The 23,641-nt window shown below is 53.7% G+C and carries 19 protein-coding genes; 6 read left to right on the top strand and 13 right to left on the bottom strand.

Annotation, left to right across the window (positions count from 1 at the left end):
• Positions 1 to 64: 64 nt before the first annotated feature.
• Entirely contained in the window at positions 65 to 649 is a 585-nt protein-coding gene (locus FYJ24_RS05050) for a DUF6693 family protein (RefSeq protein WP_206192507.1), read from the top strand.
• A gap of 98 nt (positions 650 to 747) precedes the next feature.
• Here the strand turns inward: FYJ24_RS05050 and ppdK are convergent, their stop codons facing one another.
• Positions 748 to 3,450: a pyruvate, phosphate dikinase gene (gene ppdK / locus FYJ24_RS05045; RefSeq protein WP_154544225.1), complete on the bottom strand. Its 2,703-nt coding sequence runs from the start codon at positions 3,448 to 3,450 to the stop codon at positions 748 to 750.
• A 141-nt stretch (positions 3,451 to 3,591) separates the two neighbouring features.
• Between ppdK and FYJ24_RS05040 the strand changes: the two genes are divergently transcribed.
• Positions 3,592 to 3,912 (top strand): PspC domain-containing protein, encoded by a 321-nt coding sequence (locus tag FYJ24_RS05040; RefSeq protein WP_154544223.1) that lies wholly within the window; start codon positions 3,592 to 3,594, stop codon positions 3,910 to 3,912.
• 314 nt (positions 3,913 to 4,226) lie between these two features.
• On the opposite strand, the gene FYJ24_RS05035 is transcribed toward FYJ24_RS05040, so the two are convergent.
• The 7 genes from FYJ24_RS05035 to FYJ24_RS05005 are packed head-to-tail and all read right to left on the bottom strand — an operon-like array spanning position 4,227 to position 9,837.
• Positions 4,227 to 4,730, bottom strand: coding sequence for a hypothetical protein (locus FYJ24_RS05035; RefSeq protein ID WP_154544221.1), 504 nt, complete (start codon positions 4,728 to 4,730; stop codon positions 4,227 to 4,229).
• Entirely contained in the window at positions 4,727 to 5,320 is a 594-nt protein-coding gene (locus FYJ24_RS05030; protein ID WP_154544219.1) for a hypothetical protein, read from the bottom strand. The genes FYJ24_RS05035 and FYJ24_RS05030 overlap by 4 nt, the downstream gene beginning before the upstream one ends.
• Positions 5,317 to 6,645, bottom strand: a complete 1,329-nt coding sequence (locus tag FYJ24_RS05025) for a hypothetical protein (RefSeq protein ID WP_154544217.1) — start codon at positions 6,643 to 6,645, stop codon at positions 5,317 to 5,319. The genes FYJ24_RS05030 and FYJ24_RS05025 overlap by 4 nt, the downstream gene beginning before the upstream one ends.
• A 24-nt stretch (positions 6,646 to 6,669) precedes the next feature.
• Entirely contained in the window at positions 6,670 to 8,016 is a 1,347-nt protein-coding gene (locus FYJ24_RS05020) for a hypothetical protein (protein WP_154544215.1), read from the bottom strand.
• Entirely contained in the window at positions 8,009 to 9,247 is a 1,239-nt protein-coding gene (locus FYJ24_RS05015) for an AAA family ATPase (protein WP_154544213.1), read from the bottom strand. Before FYJ24_RS05015 ends, FYJ24_RS05020 begins: the two co-directional genes overlap by 8 nt.
• 21 nt (positions 9,248 to 9,268) lie before the next feature.
• The gene (locus FYJ24_RS05010; protein ID WP_154544211.1) at positions 9,269 to 9,532 is read right to left on the bottom strand and encodes a hypothetical protein; all 264 of its coding nucleotides are present in this window, start codon (positions 9,530 to 9,532) and stop codon (positions 9,269 to 9,271) included.
• Between the two features lie 14 nt (positions 9,533 to 9,546).
• Entirely contained in the window at positions 9,547 to 9,837 is a 291-nt protein-coding gene (locus FYJ24_RS05005) for a WXG100 family type VII secretion target (protein ID WP_154544209.1), read from the bottom strand.
• Between the two features lie 504 nt (positions 9,838 to 10,341).
• Here FYJ24_RS05005 and FYJ24_RS05000 point away from each other — a divergent pair.
• Positions 10,342 to 14,760 (top strand): FtsK/SpoIIIE domain-containing protein, encoded by a 4,419-nt coding sequence (locus tag FYJ24_RS05000; RefSeq protein WP_154544207.1) that lies wholly within the window; start codon positions 10,342 to 10,344, stop codon positions 14,758 to 14,760.
• A gap of 147 nt (positions 14,761 to 14,907) precedes the next feature.
• Here the strand turns inward: FYJ24_RS05000 and FYJ24_RS13540 are convergent, their stop codons facing one another.
• Positions 14,908 to 15,195, bottom strand: coding sequence for an integrase core domain-containing protein (locus FYJ24_RS13540; RefSeq protein ID WP_154544205.1), 288 nt, complete (start codon positions 15,193 to 15,195; stop codon positions 14,908 to 14,910).
• Between the two features lie 630 nt (positions 15,196 to 15,825).
• Here FYJ24_RS13540 and FYJ24_RS04990 point away from each other — a divergent pair.
• The 3 genes from FYJ24_RS04990 to FYJ24_RS04980 all read left to right on the top strand — a co-directional run bounded on the left by FYJ24_RS04990 (position 15,826) and on the right by FYJ24_RS04980 (position 18,696).
• On the top strand, positions 15,826 to 16,134 hold the full coding sequence (locus tag FYJ24_RS04990; protein ID WP_206192506.1) for a type II toxin-antitoxin system RelE/ParE family toxin: 309 nt from the start codon (positions 15,826 to 15,828) through the stop codon (positions 16,132 to 16,134).
• 15 nt (positions 16,135 to 16,149) lie between these two features.
• Positions 16,150 to 17,244 carry a HigA family addiction module antitoxin gene (locus tag FYJ24_RS04985; RefSeq protein WP_154544203.1) on the top strand — a complete coding sequence of 365 codons (1,095 nt, stop codon included), beginning with the start codon at positions 16,150 to 16,152 and terminating at the stop codon, positions 17,242 to 17,244.
• Positions 17,245 to 17,448: 204 nt separating this feature from the next.
• Entirely contained in the window at positions 17,449 to 18,696 is a 1,248-nt protein-coding gene (locus tag FYJ24_RS04980) for an MFS transporter (protein ID WP_154544201.1), read from the top strand.
• A gap of 68 nt (positions 18,697 to 18,764) precedes the next feature.
• Here FYJ24_RS04980 and FYJ24_RS04975 read toward each other — a convergent pair whose 3' ends face one another.
• Genes FYJ24_RS04975 through FYJ24_RS04960 form a run of 4 tightly spaced genes read right to left on the bottom strand, consistent with a single transcriptional unit; the run spans position 18,765 to position 23,562 of the window.
• Positions 18,765 to 20,018 (bottom strand): Gfo/Idh/MocA family protein, encoded by a 1,254-nt coding sequence (locus FYJ24_RS04975; protein ID WP_154544199.1) that lies wholly within the window; start codon positions 20,016 to 20,018, stop codon positions 18,765 to 18,767.
• 46 nt (positions 20,019 to 20,064) lie between these two features.
• Complete coding sequence (locus tag FYJ24_RS04970; RefSeq protein ID WP_154544197.1) at positions 20,065 to 21,066, bottom strand: ABC transporter permease; 1,002 nt, start codon at positions 21,064 to 21,066, stop codon at positions 20,065 to 20,067.
• Complete coding sequence (locus FYJ24_RS04965) at positions 21,063 to 22,046, bottom strand: ABC transporter permease (protein ID WP_154544195.1); 984 nt, start codon at positions 22,044 to 22,046, stop codon at positions 21,063 to 21,065. Before FYJ24_RS04965 ends, FYJ24_RS04970 begins: the two co-directional genes overlap by 4 nt.
• Entirely contained in the window at positions 22,030 to 23,562 is a 1,533-nt protein-coding gene (locus FYJ24_RS04960; protein WP_154544193.1) for a sugar ABC transporter ATP-binding protein, read from the bottom strand. The genes FYJ24_RS04965 and FYJ24_RS04960 overlap by 17 nt, the downstream gene beginning before the upstream one ends.
• Between the last annotated feature and the right edge of the window lie 79 nt (positions 23,563 to 23,641).

Below are 23,641 nucleotides of genomic sequence, written 5' to 3'. Positions count from 1 at the left end.
ATTGCGTCGCCTGCGAAGGACACTGGAATATAGGGAGAAGGAAAAAGTCATTAGCATAGCACTTATGACATATGAAGAAGCATGGGCGGCATTGCAAGACCCGATGACTGATGCCCTTGTCTTAGCGACCATTGCCGAACAACACCCCGAACTAGCACCTCACATTGCAGCGCACCCCCAGCTATACCCGGGCCTGCGTGAATGGCTGATCGCCTTGGAAGACCCCCGCGTCGATCAGGCACTAGGTATACGCAGGGAGAAACCAGTGGAAGCACCGCCACCCATCCAGCCTCATCAATCAACGTCAGCTGCGCCGCCAGCCCGCCTGGTATTCCGCTTCGACGGATCAGCAGGGTCATATGTTGCCACTGCATTGCTGGCTTTTCTCATCACTGCCATCACCCTGGGGATTCTCTTCCCCTACGCCAACATCCTCTTGCAAAAGTGGCGGTGTGAACACACCTATATTAACGGGATGCGCTTGCGGTTCACCGGCACGCTAGGTGGGATCATGGGCCACTGGATAGTATGGCTACTTCTGACCATCATCACGTTGGGTATCTACTCTTTTTGGGTTGTTCCCCGATACACACGATGGATCGTTGAGCACCAAGAGGTTGACCAAAGAAACCTAGTTCGGCAGTTCTAAGAATTAAAATGCCGCGAGTGCGTGGAATGCGCAGATTCTCATCGAAATTCTGCGTCAAAACCACGCACTCGCGGTGTTAAGCCAGGTAAGGCAGAGCCCTAGCCCTGCATTACCGTGGCGCGTCCTGCTTCAAGGCGGGCCACCGGCACGCGGAAGGGTGAACACGACACGTAGTTCAACCCGATGGAGTTGAAGAAGTGGATGGAGTCAGGATCGCCTCCATGCTCACCACACACGCCCAACTTGAGGTCAGGCTTAGTAGAGCGACCACGTTTGACGCCTTCTTCGACAACCCGGCCCACGCCGTGCACATCAATGGTTTCAAATGGCGACACCCCGAAAATACCCTCTTCGATGTAGAGGGGGAAGAATACGCCTTCGACATCGTCGCGGGAGAAGCCCCACACTGTCTGAGTGAGGTCATTGGTACCGAAGCTGAAGAAGTCAGCCTCAGTGGCCAGGTCTTCAGCCGTCATCGCTGCACGCGGCAACTCGACCATACAACCAATGGGTATATCCAAGTCCACACCGTAGTTGGCCGATACCTCTGCAATAGCACCCTCAGCCTGCTCGCGGATCAAGGCAAGCTCACGAACTGACCCCACCAAAGGAACCATGATCTCAGGCTTGGGATCCAAGCCCTGCTTCTTCAGCTCTGCAGTTGCTTCAGCGACCGCGCGAATCTGCAGTAAGAACAGGCCTTCAAGGTAAAGTCCCAAACGCACACCACGCAAACCAAGCATCGGGTTTTGCTCGTGGAGGCGGCGCACCTCAATGAGCATTTTTGCCGTAGTATCATCCAAAGTGTCACCCGTAGCTTTAGCAACGGCAGCCTGAATTTCCAGCGATGTGAGGTCTGGCAAGAACTCATGCAACGGTGGGTCGATAAGACGAATAGTCATAGGAAGACCACTCATCACCTTCAGCATTTCCAGGAAGTCTCCCTTTTGCTTCTCTTCCAAAGCAGTCAAAGCTGAGGTGCGGGCATCCGAACCAGGTTCAGAAAGAATCGCGCGCTCAACCAGAGGGCGACGGTCCCCCAAGAACATGTGCTCGGTGCGGCACAGGCCAATGCCCTGAGCGCCAAATGCAACAGCACGCTCAGAATCCAGTGGTGTGTCAGCATTAGCACGCACCTGCATGCGCCGGACCTTGTCCGCATGGGACAACAGGCGATCAACGGCTGCAATCAGCTCTGACACGTCCTTATCGCCACCAGCCGCAGCAAGCCCAGCTTCCAAACCATCGGCCAGGTAGGTTGTCACAGGTGAATCCTGTACGGCAACCTCGCCGAGGAACACTTCACCAGTCGTTCCGTCAATGGCGATGACGTCATCGGCGGTGAGGGTATGACCAGCGACCTTGACAACGCCTTCTTCTTCATTGATATCCAAGGCTTCCGCACCAACAACGCACGTCTTACCCATGCCACGAGCAACCACCGCTGCATGCGAGGTTTTACCTCCACGGGCTGTCAGCACGCCCTCAGCGGCAACCATACCGGGAAGGTCATCCGGATTGGTTTCACGGCGCACCAGCACAGACTTTACGCCCGCAGCGGCAGCCGCCTCGGCCTGATCGTTATTGAAAACGATCTTTCCAACCGCAGCACCCGGTGAGGCAGCCATGCCCTTAGTGACGAGAGTTTTCTCTGCATCGGGATCAATCTGAGGGAACATCAGCTGGGTCAGCTGAGCGCCGGTGACACGCTCTAACGCCTCGTCCATAGTGATGAGTTTTTCATCGACCAACTGAGTGGCGACGCGGAATGCCGCAGCCGCGGTTCGCTTACCCACGCGGGTCTGCAGCATCCACAGTTTGCCGCGTTCAATGGTGAACTCAATGTCGCACAGGTCCTGGTAGTGAGTTTCCAGGGTGCGCATGATGTCACGCAGCTGCTTATACGAGGTGGCGTCTGTTTCTTCCAGCGCGGCAAGCGGCAGCGTGTTGCGAATCCCCGCAACGACGTCCTCACCCTGAGCGTTCATCAAATAATCGCCGTAGACGCCCGAGTGCCCTGTGGAAGGGTCACGGGTGAAGCACACGCCGGTGCCAGAGGTTTCCCCCATATTGCCAAAGACCATGGTCTGCACGTTAACCGCAGTGCCCAGGTCATCTGGAATACGCTCACGGCGACGGTAAATCTTCGCGCGCTCAGTATTCCACGAACGGAAAACTGCCTCGATAGCAAGATCCATCTGCTCACGAGGATCCTGAGGGAAATCGCGTCCTGTCTGCTCTTTGAAAATCTTCTTATACGTAGCAACAAGACCCTTGAGGTCCTCTGCGGTGAGGTCCGTGTCAGCCTGAACGCCGCGCTCAGCTTTGAGTGCCTCTAATGCGTCTGAGAAATAGTCACCTTCGATGTCCATAACCGTCTTGCCGAACATCTGGATAAGGCGACGGTAGGAATCCCAAGCAAAGCGCTCATCATCAGCGGTCTTTGCCAGCCCCAGGACAGAATCATCGTTGAGACCGATGTTGAGAACTGTCTCCATCATGCCCGGCATGGAGAACTTAGCTCCCGACCGCACCGATACCAGCAGCGGATCCTGAGCATCTCCCAGTTTCCTCCCCATCTGCTGCTCGACTTTGACTAGTTCTTGAGTGACTTCGGGAGCAAGTACTTCAGGAACTGCACCTTCATTGAGGTAAGCCCGACATGCTTCCGTTGTAATAGTGAATCCAGGGGGGACAGGAAGACCTAACTTGGTCATTTCTGCGAGGTTAGCTCCCTTGCCACCTAGCAGGTCCTTCTTGTCCTTGTCACCCTGCGTGAAATCGTAAACGTATTTGACCATGGGTTGTATTGGCCTCCGTGTAGTTATTAACTGCCTCTGTCATTCTAGCAAGCAATCTAGGGCTGAAGTCCCCCCTTTACCAGGGTTCAATCAGGGGAATACCCGATAGATGCTTTGGCGTGCGCCCTATAACCTAAAAATATGGAAAAGAAACTTGTACGCGACACCCAAAATAAGGTGTTCGGCGGAGTGTGCTCAGGCATCGCCAACTATTTCGGTATCGACCCCACATTGGTGCGTATCCTTACCGTCATCATCGCTGTTTTTACTGCAGTATTCCCGACCTTCCTGGTGTACCTGGTCTTCTGGGCTGTCATCCCGGCAGATGTGAGCGTCTACGGTCAACCTCAGCCGCCACAGAACTACCAGACTGGCTACCAGCAGGGTTACTGGGCTGGGTACTACCAGGCGCAGGCTCAGCAGCAGGAACAGGACCCCCAATTCCCACGTACGGAGTCATAAAACCGTACACGGGGCGGTATGCGGCCCCGGCATATGCCACATCGCCCAGGGAGTTGCAGGGCCATCCACGCAGAGGAGAAAGTCCATGCCTTCAGAAACTCCCGTGAATCATCTACTCCCACCTGGACAATTCCACCCCGCTTTTCTACCCTCCCCCGAATCCACCTGGCCAAGAGTGATTCTTCCGCTACACAGCGGCCGATCAGCACACAGGGCAAAGCTCAAGGTACTTCGTAGGCATACCTACATGGCACTTTCCGGCCACGACTCGGCGCACTGGCGAGAATTCCCAGCGCATGGAAGCTAGACAGCCGTTACTGAGAAAGCTCAGCGCTTCGGGTCTGCCAGACAATGTCAGAGACAGACGTTCGGAAAGCCTCCGCGTGTTGTAAAGAACTGGTAATAAACTCAAACGTGAAGGCCTGCGGAGAGCCGCCAAAGAAGACATCCGCAGTTACTGAGAGACTAAACAGGTTTTCCTCACAGTCCTTGAGCAATGCGCTGGTACCAATGACTCTGCCAGCAGGGATCTCTTGTTCCCAACACTCGTATTCGAGTACGTCAGTGAAATCAACGTAGGGCTCAGTTTTTCTTTCCTGCAAAGCCCTTGCATATGAGGTTTCTTCGTCTCTCAGTGACACGCGCAGAGAGCCATGAGCGCCCTGGTGAACTTCTGGATACCAATAGCCCACCAGTAGCGAGTCATAGTCCAGAAGGACTTCGATGAGGCTTGCGTACTTAGCCGACCTTGCTGGGACTGATTCACCTTTTCCAACCAAGTCCCAGTCTGGCGGTGCTGGCACATCTAAAAATGTCATTGCTTCTCTCTATTCACCAGCCACCAGGTTCCTGCTATAGAATCAAACAGGCTTGTGAATACCGTTTTGTCTTTGACTACGGGGAGTGTGAAAGACAGCTGCAATAATGCATCGTGTTTGCTGTCAGTCAGAGAGTAGATCACTGCCTCTTGCGCTAGGGCAGCATCCGAGGTGAGTTCTGGTGGAGGCAATGGAATCCACTGTCGGATCCCTCGTGACAATCGCGATGTGAACACTTCGGTGTCCTGACCTGTTTCCAGCATCGTTTCTATCAATTCTTCAGCGTCATTGCGGGGCATGGAAAGACAGCGTACAACACAAGTGAGTGAGAACAGGAATGGCTCTCCTGGGATAAGTGCTCCCGCCCAGATCGCTGCATCTGCATCGAGCGCCGCGCCAACGGATTCTTGAATACGGCCACAAATTTGTCTGCGTGTTTCGTCATCTACTGGTGCCAACACATTCCGATCAGCGTAATCGCGAATCTTGACAGCAATAGAGCCTGGCTCACTCAGATCAATAACAAGCCACCGATCCGGGAAACAAAAGACAGGCTTCAACACCGGCAAATTAGCGGAGGGGACTGTCATGGCCCGGTGTGGGTTGTGTGGGTGGGTGTGGTGTGGGTGGGTGCGGGCAGGGGAATGCTGGTGTTAGTTAGACGAGGGAAAAGAGCTTCGGTTGAACGCAAAAACTCTCTCACATTCTCCGCGCGGTAGCACTCATACTCAAGCACAAACCCTAATGTTTTATCACCAGCAGGAACCGTCATCCCCTCAACATCACGCAACGGAATAAACTGACGAACCACCACACACTCACTGACAGTATCAGCAAACACCTGCTGCCACCCAGACCAAAAATACGAAAACTCTACCGGCTGAGACTTACACGGATGACCATGGGGACAAACCTGACCCCCATGAGTAAACCCCCCACTGGCCCCAACCACCCCAGTATCAACAACACCAACACGCGCGACCCCACAACACTGCTCACCAAGCCCATCGGGATACCACTGCCCAATCTGGCTCCAACACATGTCAGGCGTAATCCAATGCGGCTCACACCGCCCCTGAGTCAAACGAGCAGAAGAACACTCACCAACCGACAAATACCAACCAACCGAAAAAGTCACCGCCAAAGACACCACCACACCACCGGCAGGACGAACAATCACACTACCCGCACGCAACTCCTTACCCACAACATCCAACCGCTCAAGAGCGCGAACACTATCCTCAACCTGACGGGCATAATCACTACGCTTACCCACAGGCTCAACAAAAGGCCTCACAACAACCGCGTACTCCACCACCTCGCCCGCACGAGCCGACACAAAACCCCGAGTACCAATCGCCAACCCCTGATACACATGATTAGACCCCACACCCGGCACATGCAACATATAAAAATACGCATCCACCGCAATCACCCCCATAGGCTCCTTCCTCGAACGAAGCCCCCACACCTCGATAGCATCCCCCACATCAACCAACACCACCGGCTCTTCCAACCGAGTAGGCAACAAACTCCACTTCTGCTTAAACCGCGTCCGCTCCAACACCCGCCGATACGGCAACATACACCGCGCCGCAACCAACACCTCACCAGAACGAAAACCACGCACCCGACGAACCAACCCCCCAATCCGCCACCGCCACACCACAGACCGCACACTCAAACCCACAACCACAAACAGAACAGTCAAGACAACAAGGACACTCGTGGCTACCGCAATCTCCAGCTCAAGATCACCGCGGAGGTAATCATAAAATGGCCAACCGAAGGCAAGCGCAGGAAACACGAGAAAAATGACCGCCAAATAGTACGGATCACGCAACGGATACTCACCAAAAATCACCGGATACTTCACACCCGAATCCAACAACCCCCGAGTATCATTCGTGACCATCAAATCACCTAGCCAAGGAATCAACTACACCCATGGCCCGGTGTGGGTTGTGTGGGTGGGTGTGGTGTGGGTGGGTGCGGGCAGGGGAATGCTGGTGTTAGTTAGACGAGGGAAAAGAGCTTCGGTTGAACGCAAAAACTCTCTCACATTCTCCGCGCGGTAGCACTCATACTCAAGCACAAACCCTAATGTTTTATCACCAGCAGGAACCGTCATCCCCTCAACATCACGCAACGGAATAAACTGACGAACCACCACACACTCACTGACAGTATCAGCAAACACCTGCTGCCACCCAGACCAAAAATACGAAAACTCTACCGGCTGAGACTTACACGGATGACCATGGGGACAAACCTGACCCCCATGAGTAAACCCCCCACTGGCCCCAACCACCCCAGTATCAACAACACCAACACGCGCGACCCCACAACACTGCTCACCAACCCCATCGGGATACCACGCCCCAATCTGGCTCCAACACATGTCAGGCGTAATCCAATGCGGCTCACACCGCCCCTGAGTCAAACGAGCAGAAGAACACTCACCAACCGACAAATACCAACCAACCGAAAAAGTCACCGCCAAAGACACCACCACACCACCGGCAGGACGCACAATCACACTACCCGCACGCAACTCTTTGCCCACAACATCCAACCGGTCAAGAGCGCGAACACTATCCTCAACCTGACGGGCATAATCACTACGCTTACCCACAGGCTCAACAAAAGGCCTCACAACAACCGCGTACTCCACCACCTCGCCCGCACGAGCCGACACAAAACCCCGAGTACCAATCGCCAACCCCTGATACACATGATTAGACCCCACACCCGGCACATGCAACATATAAAAATACGCATCCACCGCAATCACCCCCATAGGCTCCTTCCTCGAACGAAGCCCCCACACCTCGATAGCATCCCCCACATCAACCAACACCACCGGCTCTTCCAACCGAGTAGGCAACAAACTCCACTTCTGCTTAAACCGCGTCCGCTCCAACACCCGCCGATACGGCAACATACACCGCGCCGCAACCAACACCTCACCAGAACGAAAACCACGCACCCGACGAACCAACCCCCCAATCCGCCACCGCCACACCACAGACCGCACACTCAAACCCACAGCCACAGTCGGATACGAAACCGCCAAAAGAACACCCAACACCACAGCAAGTTCCAGCTCAAGATTACCGCGCATGTACTCATACAACGGGGCACCAAGAACAACAGCAGGAATAAACACAAAAAGGAACGCCAAATAGTACGGATCACGGAGAGGAAATTCTCTAAAGATCACCGGATACTTCACACCCGACCCCAGTAATCTACCCCTCTCATTCTTTACTTCAGAATCACTCAACACCTACAGCCTCCTTCACAGCCGCGTTTACCACCGGTTCACCCACGCATTCATATACTTTTTTTGTGACATTCCAACGAAATGCGATCCCTTGTGATTCAAGTGCCTGGTTGATGAGAACTATGTCGGCAGCGGTTAGCGGTTTCCATTGAATAAGTCGGTTAAGTCGTTCCACCGACCCCGTGTTCTCACCCAAAGAACGCCATACCTTGTCCAGCACCTCGAATGCAGGGGACTTGTCAAAGCCATTTACTGGAGGAGTTTTCACTGGCCCTGTCGCTAGGACGCTTTTTCTGGCGGCTTCAACGTCCTCTGCAAGACGTGCATTCGGCCCCTTGAAGTTACGAAATCCAGGGAATTTACTAGCTAGCTTTCCTGCCCCCGGTAAAGCTAGGAAGGCCCCATCAATGAGGACACCTTCCCATGTTCCCTCATCGTACTGAGTGAGGAGAACGACATCGATACCCAAAGTGGCGGTAGCCAAACCAAATGAGGCCATAGCAAGCCAGTAAGACGATCCTCCATCAAGTGGAACCGCCACCAATGAAAGAATCCCCAGCCCATATGCGAATATTCCCCCCACTTTTGACGCGCTTTGCAGGACTTTTTGCTCTGTTTCGTTCCACGCATCGATCATGCTGGAATCGAGAGACGAGGTGATAGTGTCCGCTGCAGTCTGCGCAGCTTGAAGCGACGTGTTGTAGTGCGTGTTCGCTTCGTCTACGTACCCATCAATTTGAGTGTTGAGATTCGCGATCCTTGTCTCTAGGTTGTTGCTAGACCTGAATAATTGGTCATGTTGCTCAGAGTATTCTTCGTCCGTCAACGGCTCCCCGATAAGCAGCCTCATCTCTTCTTCGATGGAATAGCGCTTTTCTTGGGCATCAGTCAGGGCGTCAGCGAGGACTCGTACAGTCATCTGGATCGCCTCAACCGCATCCTTGCAATTCCGCAACACTGGATGGTATGTGTCAAGTGCGGTACTGGTCTTCCGGTAGCTGGTTTGCACTTTGCTTAGCTGATCGCGTATCTCCGTGAGTTCTTGTTGCAAGGCCACAACACTCTGCCCTCGTAATGTCGCATTCCTCCCCGTAATGTCATCAAGCGTATTGACGGCGTCCCCAATGCTTTCCGCGAGATTTGCATAGTCGTTGGCGGCCGCCGCAATCATATCTGGATCGCCCGGAATCGGGTTTTCTGCTGCGACCAAGTCAAATTTCGTAATTGCCATTGCTATGCCACTCTCAGCAGATCAGCCATTATCAGTCTCTTCAAAAGACTTAGCTATATCAGTCGCAGAGGCTGCTGCTTGCCCCATCTTGTTTACTAGCTTTTCTCGCTTGAACTGCCAGTCGGCTGCGGACCTCAAAATGGCAGTCTGTAGAACTTCGTGGCCTGCAGCTGCGTCCGCTATGGCAACAGCGTCAGCCCCTGCACTGACGAACTTATCGGCAACAAATGCTAGTCGTGTTGAAGTCTCAGCCAAGACTTCATAGTCAATGAATAGATCAGCCATATGGCAGGCAATTTTTAGATTTGTGCTGCGAGTTGTGCGTCAGTCGATTCCATTGCTTCAGCGGCGCCACGCAAATACCGAGCAAGATCTTCTAGATTATTGATTGTTTCTGTTGCATTAGTGGTGAATTCCGTATACGTTTCGCCAAACCGAACAGAGGCTTGATCGGTGACGAATCCAGAGCTAATTAGACTGGAAATAAAAGCTTTTAGCTCATTGAGTTTCGAGACCATTTCGTCGCGGCCTACTCCAAGACGGTCTGCTGCCGAACGCATCTCGTCATAGGTCACATTTACGTTAGCCATAAGAATCCTCCAATCAAAAGGGCGGGAACACCCCGCCTGTGTAAAACAAACATGCGTGAACCGTCATCCATAAGGTCGACACGAAGATCCGTAAATGTTCATCGCAAAACGATTGCCTCTAGGTTACCGCACACTCGGAAAGGAAAAAAGGGAATTCCCCAAAGATCCGCTTCTAACCACAATCGCTCAATAACTGGGGCCACCAGCACTTTCATTAAAGTCGCGATACAGAGAAAACCTTGATTTTCCCGCTTAAATTACCGATTGGTATATAAAGCCAACATAGTTATTTACCTGTTCTAACACTCATTTTTTATGCACAATATCAAGTAGACGAATACTTGCAGCATCTTTTTTAACATCGTGTAAGTCTCATGTTGTGGCCAGCACTAGATAGACTCAACAGTTTTGCTAGGCTAACGCGCGCCAAAAATCAGTGAGTTAACTCAAAAATAGGGTCGTTTTTGCCAGAAAGCCGACGAATTATGTCGAAGGGGATGTGCTATGCAGTTGCGATTACGAGTTGTCACTACGGCAGCTGAAGTGATCGACCTTATCGTGACTTCCGATGCGACAGCGCGAGTTAGCGACATAGCCCGCGCTCTTGCCAAGGCCAATCCTGCATTTCATCGAGCCCCAGAGTCGGCAGAAACACTAACATTGGTCGTTTCTCGTCCAGACGGATCATCCCCCACGCGATTAGTTCCTCACGCTGCAATTGGGGATTCCGGAATTTGCTCAGGTTCCACTGTCTCCCTCGACGCATATCCACTAGAAAGCAATCGTGTAGGCGAAGTCCCCCTCGGTAAAATACACGTTTTTGCTGGACCAGACGAGGGACGAATGTTCAGCCTATACCAAGGGGCTAATACTATTGGTCGTTCTCGCAACAGCGATATTATTCTTAGCGATCCCACGGTCTCAAATACCCACGCAACCTTGCATGTCGGAGATAAAATCGCAGTCCATGATAGAGGCTCAGCAAATGGCACCTTTGTTGGCGCTTCCCAGATCGGGTCCGCTTATGTTTCCCCACATGACGTCATCAGTATTGGTGACACCGAAATAGGTATCGAGCTATTTGAGGCGACAGAGAACAGCCACCGCGCCATGAACCTTATAGGAACCCAGGTTCCCTACAATCGTTCGCCAGTAATCACGCGCCAGTTTGAGGGGACTGAAGTAATAGCCCCCACACCTCCTCTTCCTGCCAAACCTCAACGCTTTCCAATACTTCTCATGTTGGCACCCGCACTCATGGGTCTTGCAATGTATATGGTGACGCGCAATCCTATGAGCTTGCTGTTTATAGCAATGACTCCCTTGATGATCACCGGCCAATACATTGAACGACGTCTATCTGAGAGGCAACGGAAAAGATTGGAGCGTGACGAATTCGAAGAAGCGCTCGCTACTCTCCAAAAGCGTGCCCAATATTTGCGCCAAGAAGAAATCGCCACCCGCAACGCCGAAGTTCCAAGCCAGGACGTACTTCTTGCAACCTTATACGGTCAATCCGCACAACTGTGGTCGAGGCGTCCCGACAAAGAAAACTTTCTTGAGATTCATTTAGGGGCAGCTTTTAGACCTTCCCGAAACTCTATCTGCCTACCCACGAGAAGTGAATCGCGCTCAGCTGACTGGGAAAGGCTCATTGCTATCCGGGACGAATTCGCGACCGTGGGTCCAGTGCCCCTTACCGTGAAGTTACGTGATTGTCATTCTTTTGGTGTTGGTGGAAGCAAACAACTACGGCAGGATATTGCGCGCGCACTTGTGCTTCAGATAGTTACCCTTCACTCGCCCTCTGAAGTGATCGTGTGTGCGTTAGCTTCCCAGGATACTTGCCCCGAATGGGAGTGGTTGAAATGGTTGCCTCACACAGCATCCATTCATTCACCCCTGCCCGGGCCACACCTGGCAGCAGATGCACATTCAGCTCAGAGGCTAGTTGAATCCATCGAAGGGCTCCTAGTACGCAGAGAATCCCACAAGAACAGTGCTCATGAAATACGACTTCCAACAGTGATACTTCTCGTTGAAGACGACGCGCCAATAGAACGCGGAAGACTAGTAGCAATCGCAGAAAACGGTGCCCCATTGGGGGTGCACGTAGTGTGGTTCGCCGATAGTCAGGAACAACTGCCAAGTGCGTGCCGGGCTTTCCTATCTGTCAAGGCATTTCCTGGTCCCAATGTGTTTGGTGATGCACAATCCGATAGCCTCATTCAGGTCGATTCGTTATGGGTTACCCACGAACATGTGCGTTCAGGAGCGCTACGTCTCTCAGCATTGACTGATTCGGGTGCCCCACTCATCGATCAGTCTGACCTGCCCAGAAGTGTCTCTTTCCTTTCCCTTGTTGGCAGTGAGGTCGCAGATGATGCGCAAGCAATTATCGGGAGGTGGCATGAAAGCGGGTCGATTATTCGTGGTTTCACAAAGCCTCTGCGCCGTCGCAATGATGCCACTCTCAAGGCGATAGTCGGGCAAGGCACCCAGTACGAGTATTCGTTAGATTTGCGAACCCAGGGACCCCACGCTCTTGTAGGCGGCACGACCGGTTCCGGGAAAAGCGAGTTTCTTCAAGCATGGGTACTTAGCATGGCAGCCTCACACAGCCCCGATCGAGTAACCTTCCTGTTCGTCGACTATAAGGGTGGCGCCGCATTTGCTGATTGCGTGGAACTTCCCCATAGTGTCGGGCTAGTGACTGATCTTTCCCCTCATCTGGTTCGCCGGGCTCTCACATCACTTAGAGCAGAGCTACGCTACCGAGAGCACCTCCTCAATCGCAAGAAAGCAAAAGATCTCTTGACCCTGGAGCGGACAGGAGACCCCGAAACACCACCTGCTCTGGTCATTGTTGTTGACGAATTCGCAGCGTTGGCAAAGGAATTCCCAGAATTCGTTGACGGAGTAGTTGACATCGCCCAACGGGGTCGTTCCTTAGGACTCCACCTTATTTTGGCAACGCAACGCCCTGCAGGGGTGATAAAAGATAATCTGCGCGCCAACACCAATCTCCGTATCGCACTACGCATGGCCGACCCGGTCGATTCGACCGATGTTTTGGGAGACGGGCTCGCTGCGGACTTCGATCCATTGCTACCGGGTCGAGCCGCAGTAAGGACAGGACCCGGTAAGATCTCACTATTTCAAGCCGCCTATGCGGGTGGGCGTAGCTCCACTAAACCAACACCTCCCACCATAGAGTTAGAAACACTAACTTTTGGGCCAGGTGAAAAATGGGATATTCCGACAGATGCACCTACTGATGAGCTTAACGTTACTGAAGACGGCCCTACAGACATTGCCCGATGTGTAGCTACTATAAGCGCTGCAGCAACCCTCGCTACGATCCCTCCACCAAGGAAACCTTGGTTGCCCGAACTACCCTCCACGGTGGACCTACTATCACTGACATACAACCGTGGCCAGGTCCCCCTAGGCATTGTCGATTCACCTGAAGATCAGAGCCAATACGTAGTCTCTTACTGTCCCGACCACGATGGAAATCTAGCTGTTTTCGGAGCATCCGGCGCGGGAAAATCCACACTGCTACGTTCGGTGGCCCTGGCAGCTGCCCTAGGAAATAGTCCTGAGCCCGTCTGTGTATATGCACTCGATTTTGGTGCAGGAGCATTGACAATGCTTGAAGACTTACCGCACGTCGCTTCTGTCATCAAAGGTACGGATGCGGAACGTATCATGAGACTGACAAAACTCCTAGTCGAAGAAATTGAGTCTAGGACAAGGATTTTCTCCGAGTTTCGTGCTGAATCCCTTGAGGACTACCGGACCCTCAGCAACAATCCACATACTCCACGCATTTTTGTCATCATTGACGGACTGGCAGCCTTTCGAGATGCTTACGAGGGCGAAGCCAACTTAGTTTCAACATATGAATCTATTAAGCGCGTCATGGCCGAAGGCCGTCCCCTTGGAATACACGTGGTAGTAAGTATCGAGAGACCAGGTGCTCTCAGTTCCACCCTCAGCGCCTTCTTTTCTCTACGCCTAATTTTGCGACAAGCCGACGAAAATGCGTACCTCTCTTTGGGAGTAGACAAGAGTATTCTCACCAAAGATTCACCTCCCGGGCGTGCAGTAATATCCTCAGACCAACACGAAATCCAACTAGGCGTGATCGGTGGTCTAGGAAAACCTAACGATCAAGCAGAGTATGCGAAACAAGTAGCAGAACAACTGCGGCACGCTGGCATTCAAGATGTTGCGCCCATTGAACGCCTCGAAGAAGTGATACCGCTATCTTCAATCCTCAGCGACTACTCTAACGATCTCCCTTTGCTCGGAATCGCAGAGGATACGTTAGGGGCAGTAGGTTTTTCTCCGCATGGCATTATCATGCTTGCCGGAATGCCCCGCAGTGGCCGCAGCACAGCGGTTCACTGTCTCAGCCTCAGCCTGCGACACTGGTCTAAAGACATACGCATGGCGTATATAGGTTCTCCCCGCTCACAGGCAGCAGGGCTAGAGATATGGGATGATCGCAGCACCAACGTTGAATCAGCAGCTGAGCTTGCAGCGACGCTGCAAAATATAGCGCGGATTCCAGCAGGCGAAGAACCGGGCTTGGTGCTCGTCATCGAAGGATTGTCCGATTATCTGGGAACCCCAGCTGAGCAGCCTCTTCTATCCCTCATCAAAGAGATACGCCGCAACGACCACCTAGTGATTGCCGAGGGCGAAAACTCTGCATGGTCATCTTCATGGCCGCTCATTGCCGAGGTACGTAACCAGCGTCGAGGCTTAGTACTCCAACCCGATCAAATCGATGGCGAAGCCCTATTCCGAACTCCTTTCCCACGTATGCGACGCTCAGATTTTCCTCCGGGACGAGGAGAATTTGTTGACGGTGGCAGACTGAGACGAATCCAAATGCCTCTGCCCGATTTGTGATTCTCCCCAAGACCGTTACCTTGTTGACAAGTCCTTTTGACGGGTCCTGATGGGCTCCTGAAGCAGTTCACGAAAACGGTCCTGGAGACCGCGTTGAATGAGGAAATGACGGAGCATTGAATCGCCCCGGGTTTGGTGGAGGGTTGTTTATCCCGGGGCTATTGCGGTCTGGGTGCTGTTTTGAAGGTGCTGGTAGTTGGTTTCGCATTCGATTGGTGTCCGGTATCCGATCGTGGAATGGAGGTGGTCGTGATTGAACCAGTGCATCCAGGAAAGGGTCGCCGGCTCGGGTTCATCAGTGGTGCGGAACGGCCTGTCAGTCTTGACGCACTCAGTCTTGTATAGGCCGACCGCGGTCTTTGCGAGGGCGTTGATGCTCCTATGTTTGTCAAGTGAGGATTTCGCCGGTTTCTGTGTCGATTGGGACTGCTGCACGTTTAGGTGGCATTTGATTTGGCTAGTTTTTGGACTGGCTGGAAGGATGTTGCTGTGCCTGTGAAATACCCTGATGAGTTCCGCGAGGACGTTGTCCGCGTGGCACTTAACCGTGAAACTGATGTGACGTTAGTGCAGATAGCCAAAGATTTTGGGATTCATAGGTGTACGTTTCGACCCAAACACAGGGTGGACGGCGTGTTACCGTGCCGAAAGGTGATGGTAGTCAACCACGATCACGCACAGAGATTTCGGTGACAAACTCAAGATACCTGTCTGGGGAAGATACTGCCCAGGTGATTCAGGGGCACTATCTGGCTTGGTTGGATGCGGCAACGAGTTCACCTCAGCATCCGTACATGCTATAGGTAAGGGGAATGGGACAGAACGCGACTTCGACTTCATAATTTGTGAAGAAGTCTTTCAACGATTCGGTATTAATTCGACCGTCTTTTCACTTTCCGCGACTCCAGTCTTTCTCATCAATAACAGTTGGTTATGTGTGGCACCCCACTTGCAGAACTAACACTATTAACATAGTATCTTTCACACAAGGGGTGATGCGCCCATGATGAGTTTCTTAGATAGTCGATACGATAACATAGGCCTGACCATATTGTTCTGGGCAAGGTGGAACTCTTGCGTATCGTCTTTGAGAATGATGATCTTCGGCGTCTGGCCGAAGATGCGTCCTACACGCCGCGGCGCTGGGGCGCAGACATCATCAAGGCGTACCGGAAGAAGATTCAGGTACTGCGTGCCGCTACTGACGAACGAGACCTATATGCAATGCGTTCCCTCCGGTTAGAACAACTCAAAGGCAACCGTGTCGGAACCTCATCCCTTCGACTCAATGATCAGTTCAGACTGATCATCAAGTTCGAAACGGATGACGAAGGCCGGATAGTCATCGTCATCGAAATGGTTGATTACCACTAAAGGAGAGTACCGCTCATGAGTACGCCGATGGCCGCCGAGGTGTTCCCGGCCGGGGAATACCTGGCTGATGAACTCGACGCGCGCGGCTGGACTCAGGCCGACTTTGCGGAGGTCCTGGGACGACCAGCACAGTTCGTATCCGAGATCATCTCAGGCAAAAAGGAAATTACCCGCGAGTCAGCTGCGCAGATCGCGGCCGCACTCGGAACAAGCAGCGAGTTCTGGCTCAATCTCCAAGACTCCTATCTCCTTTGGAAGCAAGCACAGGATTCGCGCACTAGAGAAAATCTTGACGCCGTAAAGACCCGCGCCAGGTTGCGTTCGTTGGTGCCAGTCACCCTGTTGAGAAAGCGTGGTTTTATCACTGCATCAGATCCTGAGGGGCAGGCAAAAGAAGTACTTCACCTCTTTGGGATGCAGAGCCTTGAGGAAGAACCTGCTATCAGATTCGCTGCGAGACGAAGCAATACGGACGAGGCGGTCACTGTGCTACAACAGGCCTGGGTTGCCTGCGTGAAGGCTAGCGCATGTGAACTGGAGGTTGCGTCATACTCTCGTAATCGACTCCGAGAGTTGGCTGAGCATCTCTCGGAAAGAGCACGCAACCCGGAGGAGTTCGCCGCCTTCCAAGCAGATTTTGCAAAAGCTGGCGTGAAGCTGGTCTATGTTGAAGCTTTCCCCGGAGGGAAGCTTGATGGATGCACACTGATTGTTGATGGAACCCCTGTGATAGGCATTTCCGGTCGATGGAAGCGCCTCGACAAAGTCCTCTTCACAATCCTCCATGAAACTGCCCATATTCTATTGGGTCATGTCTCAGAGGATGGGGAGGTCATCGTTGATGACCTATCCGAGGAGGGCCGGGACGAGGAAACCGATGCAGATAGGCTCGCTAGTGAACTCGCAATCTCTGGGCCTCTTCCTATCGTTCCTGAACGCCCAAGCCTGGCTTGGGCGCACGCACAGGCAAACGAACTCGGCGTACACCCAATCACGCTAATAGGCAGGCTTCAAAACGATGGTCTGCTGTCGTGGAAAACTACCCTCGTCCGCGACGCGCCCAACGTCACTGAGCAGCTCAAGCAATGGACTGCACTCATCACTACTTGAGCCGATCTCGTTATTTCACCTTGAGGGGCACATCTTCCGCAGATCGGAGGCTTCAAGATACAGAGTGCTTCCGTGATGTGTCGAAAATAGCAGGCTTTCTCGCGCGTAAAGATGTTATCCTAGCGGCGACATACGAAGAATCTATCGTGCATCACCTCGGGCCACATGGCCGACTAAGGCGGCACTATTCCCGCTAGGAGGGCCATGAGCACGCCAGTGCGCAATCAGCAGCGCAGTGCTGACGATACCTTAATTGCCGTAGCAGGGTGGACCTACTTTCCCATTGCTTTTTTTGCTCGCTTGCCCTACGCCATGATGGTCGTGGGCGTAATGACGCTGGTTGTTGCCGCCCGCGGTTCCATCACCTTGGCAGGACTCACCTCCGCACTTGTAGGAGTCGGTGCAGCAACGGTTGGACCAATCTTAGGTAACCTCGCCGACCGCCATGGGCAACGCCCAGTGCTGTTAGTTGTTGGTATGTGCAATGCAGCGTTCCTCCTGGCGATTGCAGCAGTCGCCTATTCCGCTCTGCCAGGCTGGACGCTTCCGGCGATCGCATTTTTTGTAGGAGGTACCGCCCCGCAAGTCTCTCCCATGTCGCGTTCGCGGCTTGTTGAGATCATCCGTCAAAAGCTACCCAAGTCTCGCCTAACACGCACCATGTCCTTCGTCATGTCCTACGAATCTGCCGTCGACGAGATCGTCTTCGTCTTTGGGCCAGTACTGGTGGGGCTGTTGGCCACGCTCTTGGGAGCTGGCTCCCCCCTCATCGCAGCAGCGATCCTCACAGTTGCTTTTGTTTCCGCATTCGCACTTCACCCTAGCGCTGGCCTGGTCCAGCCTTCCAAACAACGCAGCGCCGACTCGGCGCCCATCGCTCCCATGAGCTCAATCCTGCGCCTGCCCCTCATCCTGTGTGTCATAGGTATGACGGGTATAGGCATTTTCTTTGGATCGACCCTCACCTCGCTCACCTCTTATATGGAGACTCTGGGACAGCCTGACACTGCGGGCCTTTGGTATGGGGTTTTAGGGGTTGGTTCCACGATCTTGGCTCTTGCAATCGCCCTAGCGCCCCCCACCTTCACCTTGCGGGCACGGTGGGTGACGTTCGGATCAATCATGGTGGCCGGATCACTCATCTATGCTCTTGCGGGCAACCTACTTTTCATTGGAGTGGCACTCTTAGTTGCGGGCATCGGCATCGGCCCCACATTGGTGACCCTCTATAGTCTTGCCGCTGACATTGCCCCCGAGGGGCGCGCCGCAACGGTCATGACGATCATGGGGTCTGGACTCATCGTGGGACAGTCGATCGCCTCGGCAATCACCGGATTCATCGCAGGACAGCTAGGGACAGCAGCGGGAATGTGGGTGCCGTTGGCTGCCGCCGCTATTGTCTTGGTCTCGGGGCTGGTCAGTCTGAGTACCACTCGCTACTCGCACGCGTGAGTGCTTGGTTTTGACGGAATTTCGAGTCGGAAACCCGTCAAAACCATACACTCAGCGACGGTATGGGGTTAGGCCCTGGGATTCCAGGTCCCCTGAGCAACAGCTGGCACAAAGTCGTTGAGATCCAGGGGCCACCTGACCGTTTCCCCCGTTTCAGCAGACTTGTATGCGGCCATCAACAGTTCTACTACTTCAAGGCCTGATTCTAGCGATTCGAGGGGCTGCTCTCCGTGAAGAAACATGGTGCACAGAGCCGCATTCTCCCCGGTGTATCCATAGCTCACAGACTCGTCCGACAAAAGCGGCATGAGGCCTTGCTCTGCATTTTGCTTCTCAATCATGTCCTCACCCTCAGCCTGCTCGAGACTCCTGGAAAGGAAGAGCTTCGACTCGGTGGACAAGGTATCGGACTCCATCGAATATTCTGGGCCTAGCAGCTCGAAGGAGAGTCGTAACCCGGCCCCCACATATGACCACGAGGTGGTTGCCTCCACAACTACCGGCTCGCCATCACCATTGACGAATTCGAATACTGCGTGCGCATAGTCCTCGCTGGGAGTCTTTGTGTAGTCGACAACCCCCGGGTAGGTGTCCTGCAACTGTTCAGCATACTTCTTTCGTCCCCACTTGAGTGAGGCAATAGTGGCGGTTACAGCAACCGGTTTCAGCCATGCGGAAGATTTCTCTCCCGGAGGTGTCAGCAGGAAACGTCCCGCCTCCACGGAATGGCACATCATGTCATTGAGCACGCCGCCCCCCTCAGTGGCACCATTCCAGAACCAGGTGTTGTGCGGGCCGGAGTGTTCCTCCGCTGCCCGCGCCAGATATGGCGTGCCAGCCGATGCAGCGCCGCGCGCCCACACAATCTCGCGCGCACGGACTAAACCGGGGGAATACACCTGGTTTTCCAAATATCCGTGCAACAACCCTGCCGCCTCAACCATTTCCAAAACCTGGCGGGCTTCATCAACTGTGCGGCCTAGTGGCTTCTCGATGGCAATGGCTTTGAGTTGGGCACGACCAGAAATCACCTCGTCAGTGATTGCTTTGATGACATCTATCCTGGTGAAGTTCGGTGTAAGTACCCAAATAGCATCAACGCGGGGGTCCTGAACAAGGGCCACCACATCGTCGTAAGCGGCGACGTCCTCACCGACGCCGGACTCAACGGCTTCACGGGCCAGTGACTCCGCGTTCTTTAGTGTGCGCGAACATACGGCCACAATGTCGCCGTCGCGAACCCCCTGCCACGAGCGCACATGGAACTGACCAATGAACCCGGCCCCTAAGATTCCCACTCCAAGAGACTTGCGTTCTACCATTATGTTTCCTTTCTCGATGTCCAATACGTTGTTACAGGGTGTGCACTCACGTGCGCAGGCGCCGCTGCCTTCCGTATGCGGCAAGAAGAACGATCAATACCAGGCCGTTGACAATGATGCGGCCTGATTCAGGCATGTTGACGGTAGTGAGGAAGGACCCTAAGACTGTCAGGAGAACAGCACCGATAGCGGAACCAAGATATCCGCCCACTCCACCGGCAACCAGGGTTCCGCCGATGACGACTGCCGCTACAGAACGAAGGGTGTAGTCATCAGCAAGGTTGAGGAACACGGTCTCGGTATATCCCAACAGCATGATGCCACCCAATGCAGCAAAGATGCCTGATGCACAGTAGGCCAAGAGGACCGTGCGCGTGACGGGGACTCCTGAGAGCCTTGCTGCTTCTCGGTTGGCTCCCACTGCGTAGAGATTCCATCCGGCCGAGGTGCGGCGCAGGAAATAAGTGACGGCCACAATCGCGATGATCCACAAGAACAGGACGCCGGGAATACCCAGAATCCACTTTCCGTTGACCAGTGCGGTGAGGGCGGGGGCGCTGCGTCCTCCGGCAACCCCTCCCGTGTACGCCAAGATGAGTCCGTGTACGACGCCCATCATTCCCAACGTCATTACAAAAGGCGGGATGCGCAAGTACAGTATTCCTAACCCGTTGACTACGCCGATTGCCGCACCCACCAATAGGGGGATGACTATTCCCGCAACGAGTCCCGCATTAGAGCCTTCCATGAGTTTGGAGGCGATTATGGCTGCGAAGGTGGCGACTTTCCCTACTGACAGGTCGATGCCGTCACCCCCGCTGAGAATGACGATTGTCTGGCCGATCGCAATAAAGCCCAGGAAACATGCCACGCGTAACATGGACACGACTTGTGGATATGAGCCGAAACCAGGAGAGATAATCTGTCCAACAAGGATCAGTAACACCGTGATGACAGCTGCAATCAATGGCGCATTCGTCAGTAGCTTTTTCACCGCTGGCGGTACTACCCCTCGGTTTTTCTCCAAAGCGGAGGTTTCTACACTCATTGTTTCTTCTCCCTTGTGGTGAGAACCGATAACGCCAAGGCGACAATGATGATGAGGCCGCTGGCAAGAGCGCGGTAGGTGGTGGGGACCCGCATGAAGGCAAGAATGTTTGTGCTTATTGCCAGAATCAGGGCTCCAGCGATTGCGCCGAGAGGATTCCCACGTCCTCCACTCAACGCAATTCCACCTAGAACCACTGCTGCGATTGAGTCCATTGCCATCGACGCTCCGATCAGTGGATCACCGGAGCCGGTGTTGGCGAGGACTGCGAAGGCTGCAATGCTTGCGAAGATAGATCCCGCAACAAAACTGGAAAATGTCACGCGGGTTACTGGAACCAGTGACGCGTAAGCGGCCTCACGGTTGCCCCCCACTGCATAGAGGTGTCGAACAAAACGGGTTCGCGACAACACCCACCACATCAAGGCGCCCAACACCACCACTATGACAGGAACTGGGATAGGACCCGCTACCATGCGGTATCCCGCAACCATTGCCGGTGGCACTGCGCCTCCAGGAGAAGGAAGAACCACCAGGGCAAGCCCAGAGAAGACCGAAGCCGTCGCAAATGTTGCGATCAGCGGCTGGAGTCGAATCACCGATACGACGAACCCGTTGACAGCTCCGCACAGCGCCCCAGTGAGAATCGCTGCAACCAAGCCCAGCACGATCTTCGAGTCTTGGCCATCCATCACCTTCAATGCCACGACCGACACCAGGGCAATTTGTGCCCCAATGGAAAGGTCAAGACCACCACCAATGACGATAACCGCCTGTGCCAGCGCAGCAAATACCAGTGGAACGAACGTGGCGAAGTTACTTGTAAATGAGTAGAGCGTGAAAAATGTGGGCTGAACAGCAGCGTTAATGACAACTGCCACAACCAGAAGGATCGCGGTGATTGCCCCCGAAAGATGGAACGTGAAGTAGGACTGCCACGGGCGGCCTCCCACAAGGGCAGGGCTAGTTTTCTTGTCCATCGTCCCCCTCCTTATCTCCTACACGCAAAGCTGCTGCGACGAGATTGTCCTGTGTGACACTGTCACCAGATAGCTCATCAACGACTTTCCCCTCATACATCACCAGAACTCTGTCGCACAGTTCTAAGAGTTCTTTGTCGTCGCTGGAGTTGAGGACAATGCCAACACCTTGAGACGCCAGGTCACGAATGATGGAGTAGATTTCAGCTTTGGAGCCGATGTCCACCCCTTTAGTCGGATCATCGAGCAACACGACTCGCGGTTTGTTCAGGAGCCATTTTCCGATAACAACTTTTTGCTGATTGCCTCCCGACAGCGACGAAACCGCATCAGAGAGTTCACCAATCTTGATGTTGAGTTGCTTCACTTCGTTGTCAGCCGCTTTCCGCTCCGATTTCATCGAAATGAAGAGTCCCGCAACTAGACGCTTTTTCAAACTGGCAATCGATAGGTTTTCTTGGATGGGGCGAACCATGAGCAAGCCTTGCGTTCCACGATCGCCCGGCACGAGTGCGAATCCCGCCCGAATAGCTGAGCGCACATTGGTCGTCTTTACGGAAGACTCGTCGATCGCAATTTCGCCGCTCTTGCGGGGAATATCGGCAAAAAGTGCGTGGAGCAGTTCGGATTGTCCCATTCCTTGCAGGCCGCCCAACCCCACGATTTCGCCGCGACGCACTTCGATCGAAACATCCCGAACCCCCGGAGCGCTCAGACCGCGTACCGTGAGAACCGGTTTTCCTTCTATCTCATTGGTGCGGCGCCCTTCCTGCGAAGGTGTAAAAGCTTCATCTCCGACCATCAGCCGGACGAGGTCTTGTTCGGAGGTATCCGCAAGCGACACAGTTGCAACAGTCTCTCCGTTGCGCACGATGGTGGCCCGCTCACATAGTGTTGTGATTTCTTCGAGGCGGTGCGACACGAAAACAACGCTGACTCCGTCGCTAACAATGCGTCGAACCTGAGAAAAGACCAGTTCAACTTGGTCGCGGCGCAACGACGCTGTCGCCTCGTCCAAAACGAGAATTTTTGGTTTGCGCGCCATTGCTTTGGCGACTTCGACTAGTTGCTGCGAACCGGGGCTTAGGGTGGCGACTTTCTTGTCGAGGCTGAAACCTGTGTCGAGCCCGCTCAAAAATGGTTCAATGGCAGCTTCAGCATACAGACGACCCTCACGGTTGTTGACGAATGGGCCGCGGGTGAGTTCTGTCCCTAAGAGGAGGTTTTCTGCCACGCTCAGGTCTGGAACTAATGAAAGTTGCTGGTAGACCGCTGAGACGCGATGCTTGTATGCGTCAAGTGGCCGGTCAATTGTCACCGGTTTGCCATCAATGGCGATGCGGGCTTGGTCTGGTCGCACCGTACCTGCGAGGACTTTGTTGAGGGTTGATTTTCCCGACCCATTGGGGCCCAACAGTCCGTGAACTTCAGCGGCGTTCACCGACAAGGACGCATTCTTGAGGGCTTGCACGCCGCCGTATCGTTTATACACGCCCTCCATGGTGAGAAGAGTCATGGCGTTCTCCGTAGATTGTGGCCGAAAGATTGGATTCCACACATCTCGTCGTGGCAAGCCACGTTGCGCCTATGGGCAG

This window comes from Scrofimicrobium canadense (genome assembly GCF_009696615.1).
In the GTDB taxonomy this organism is placed as follows: Bacteria; Actinomycetota; Actinomycetes; order Actinomycetales; family Actinomycetaceae; genus Scrofimicrobium; species Scrofimicrobium canadense.
The sequence above is the reverse complement of the archived record's forward strand: the minus strand, read 5'-3'. Positions and strand labels throughout refer to the sequence as shown.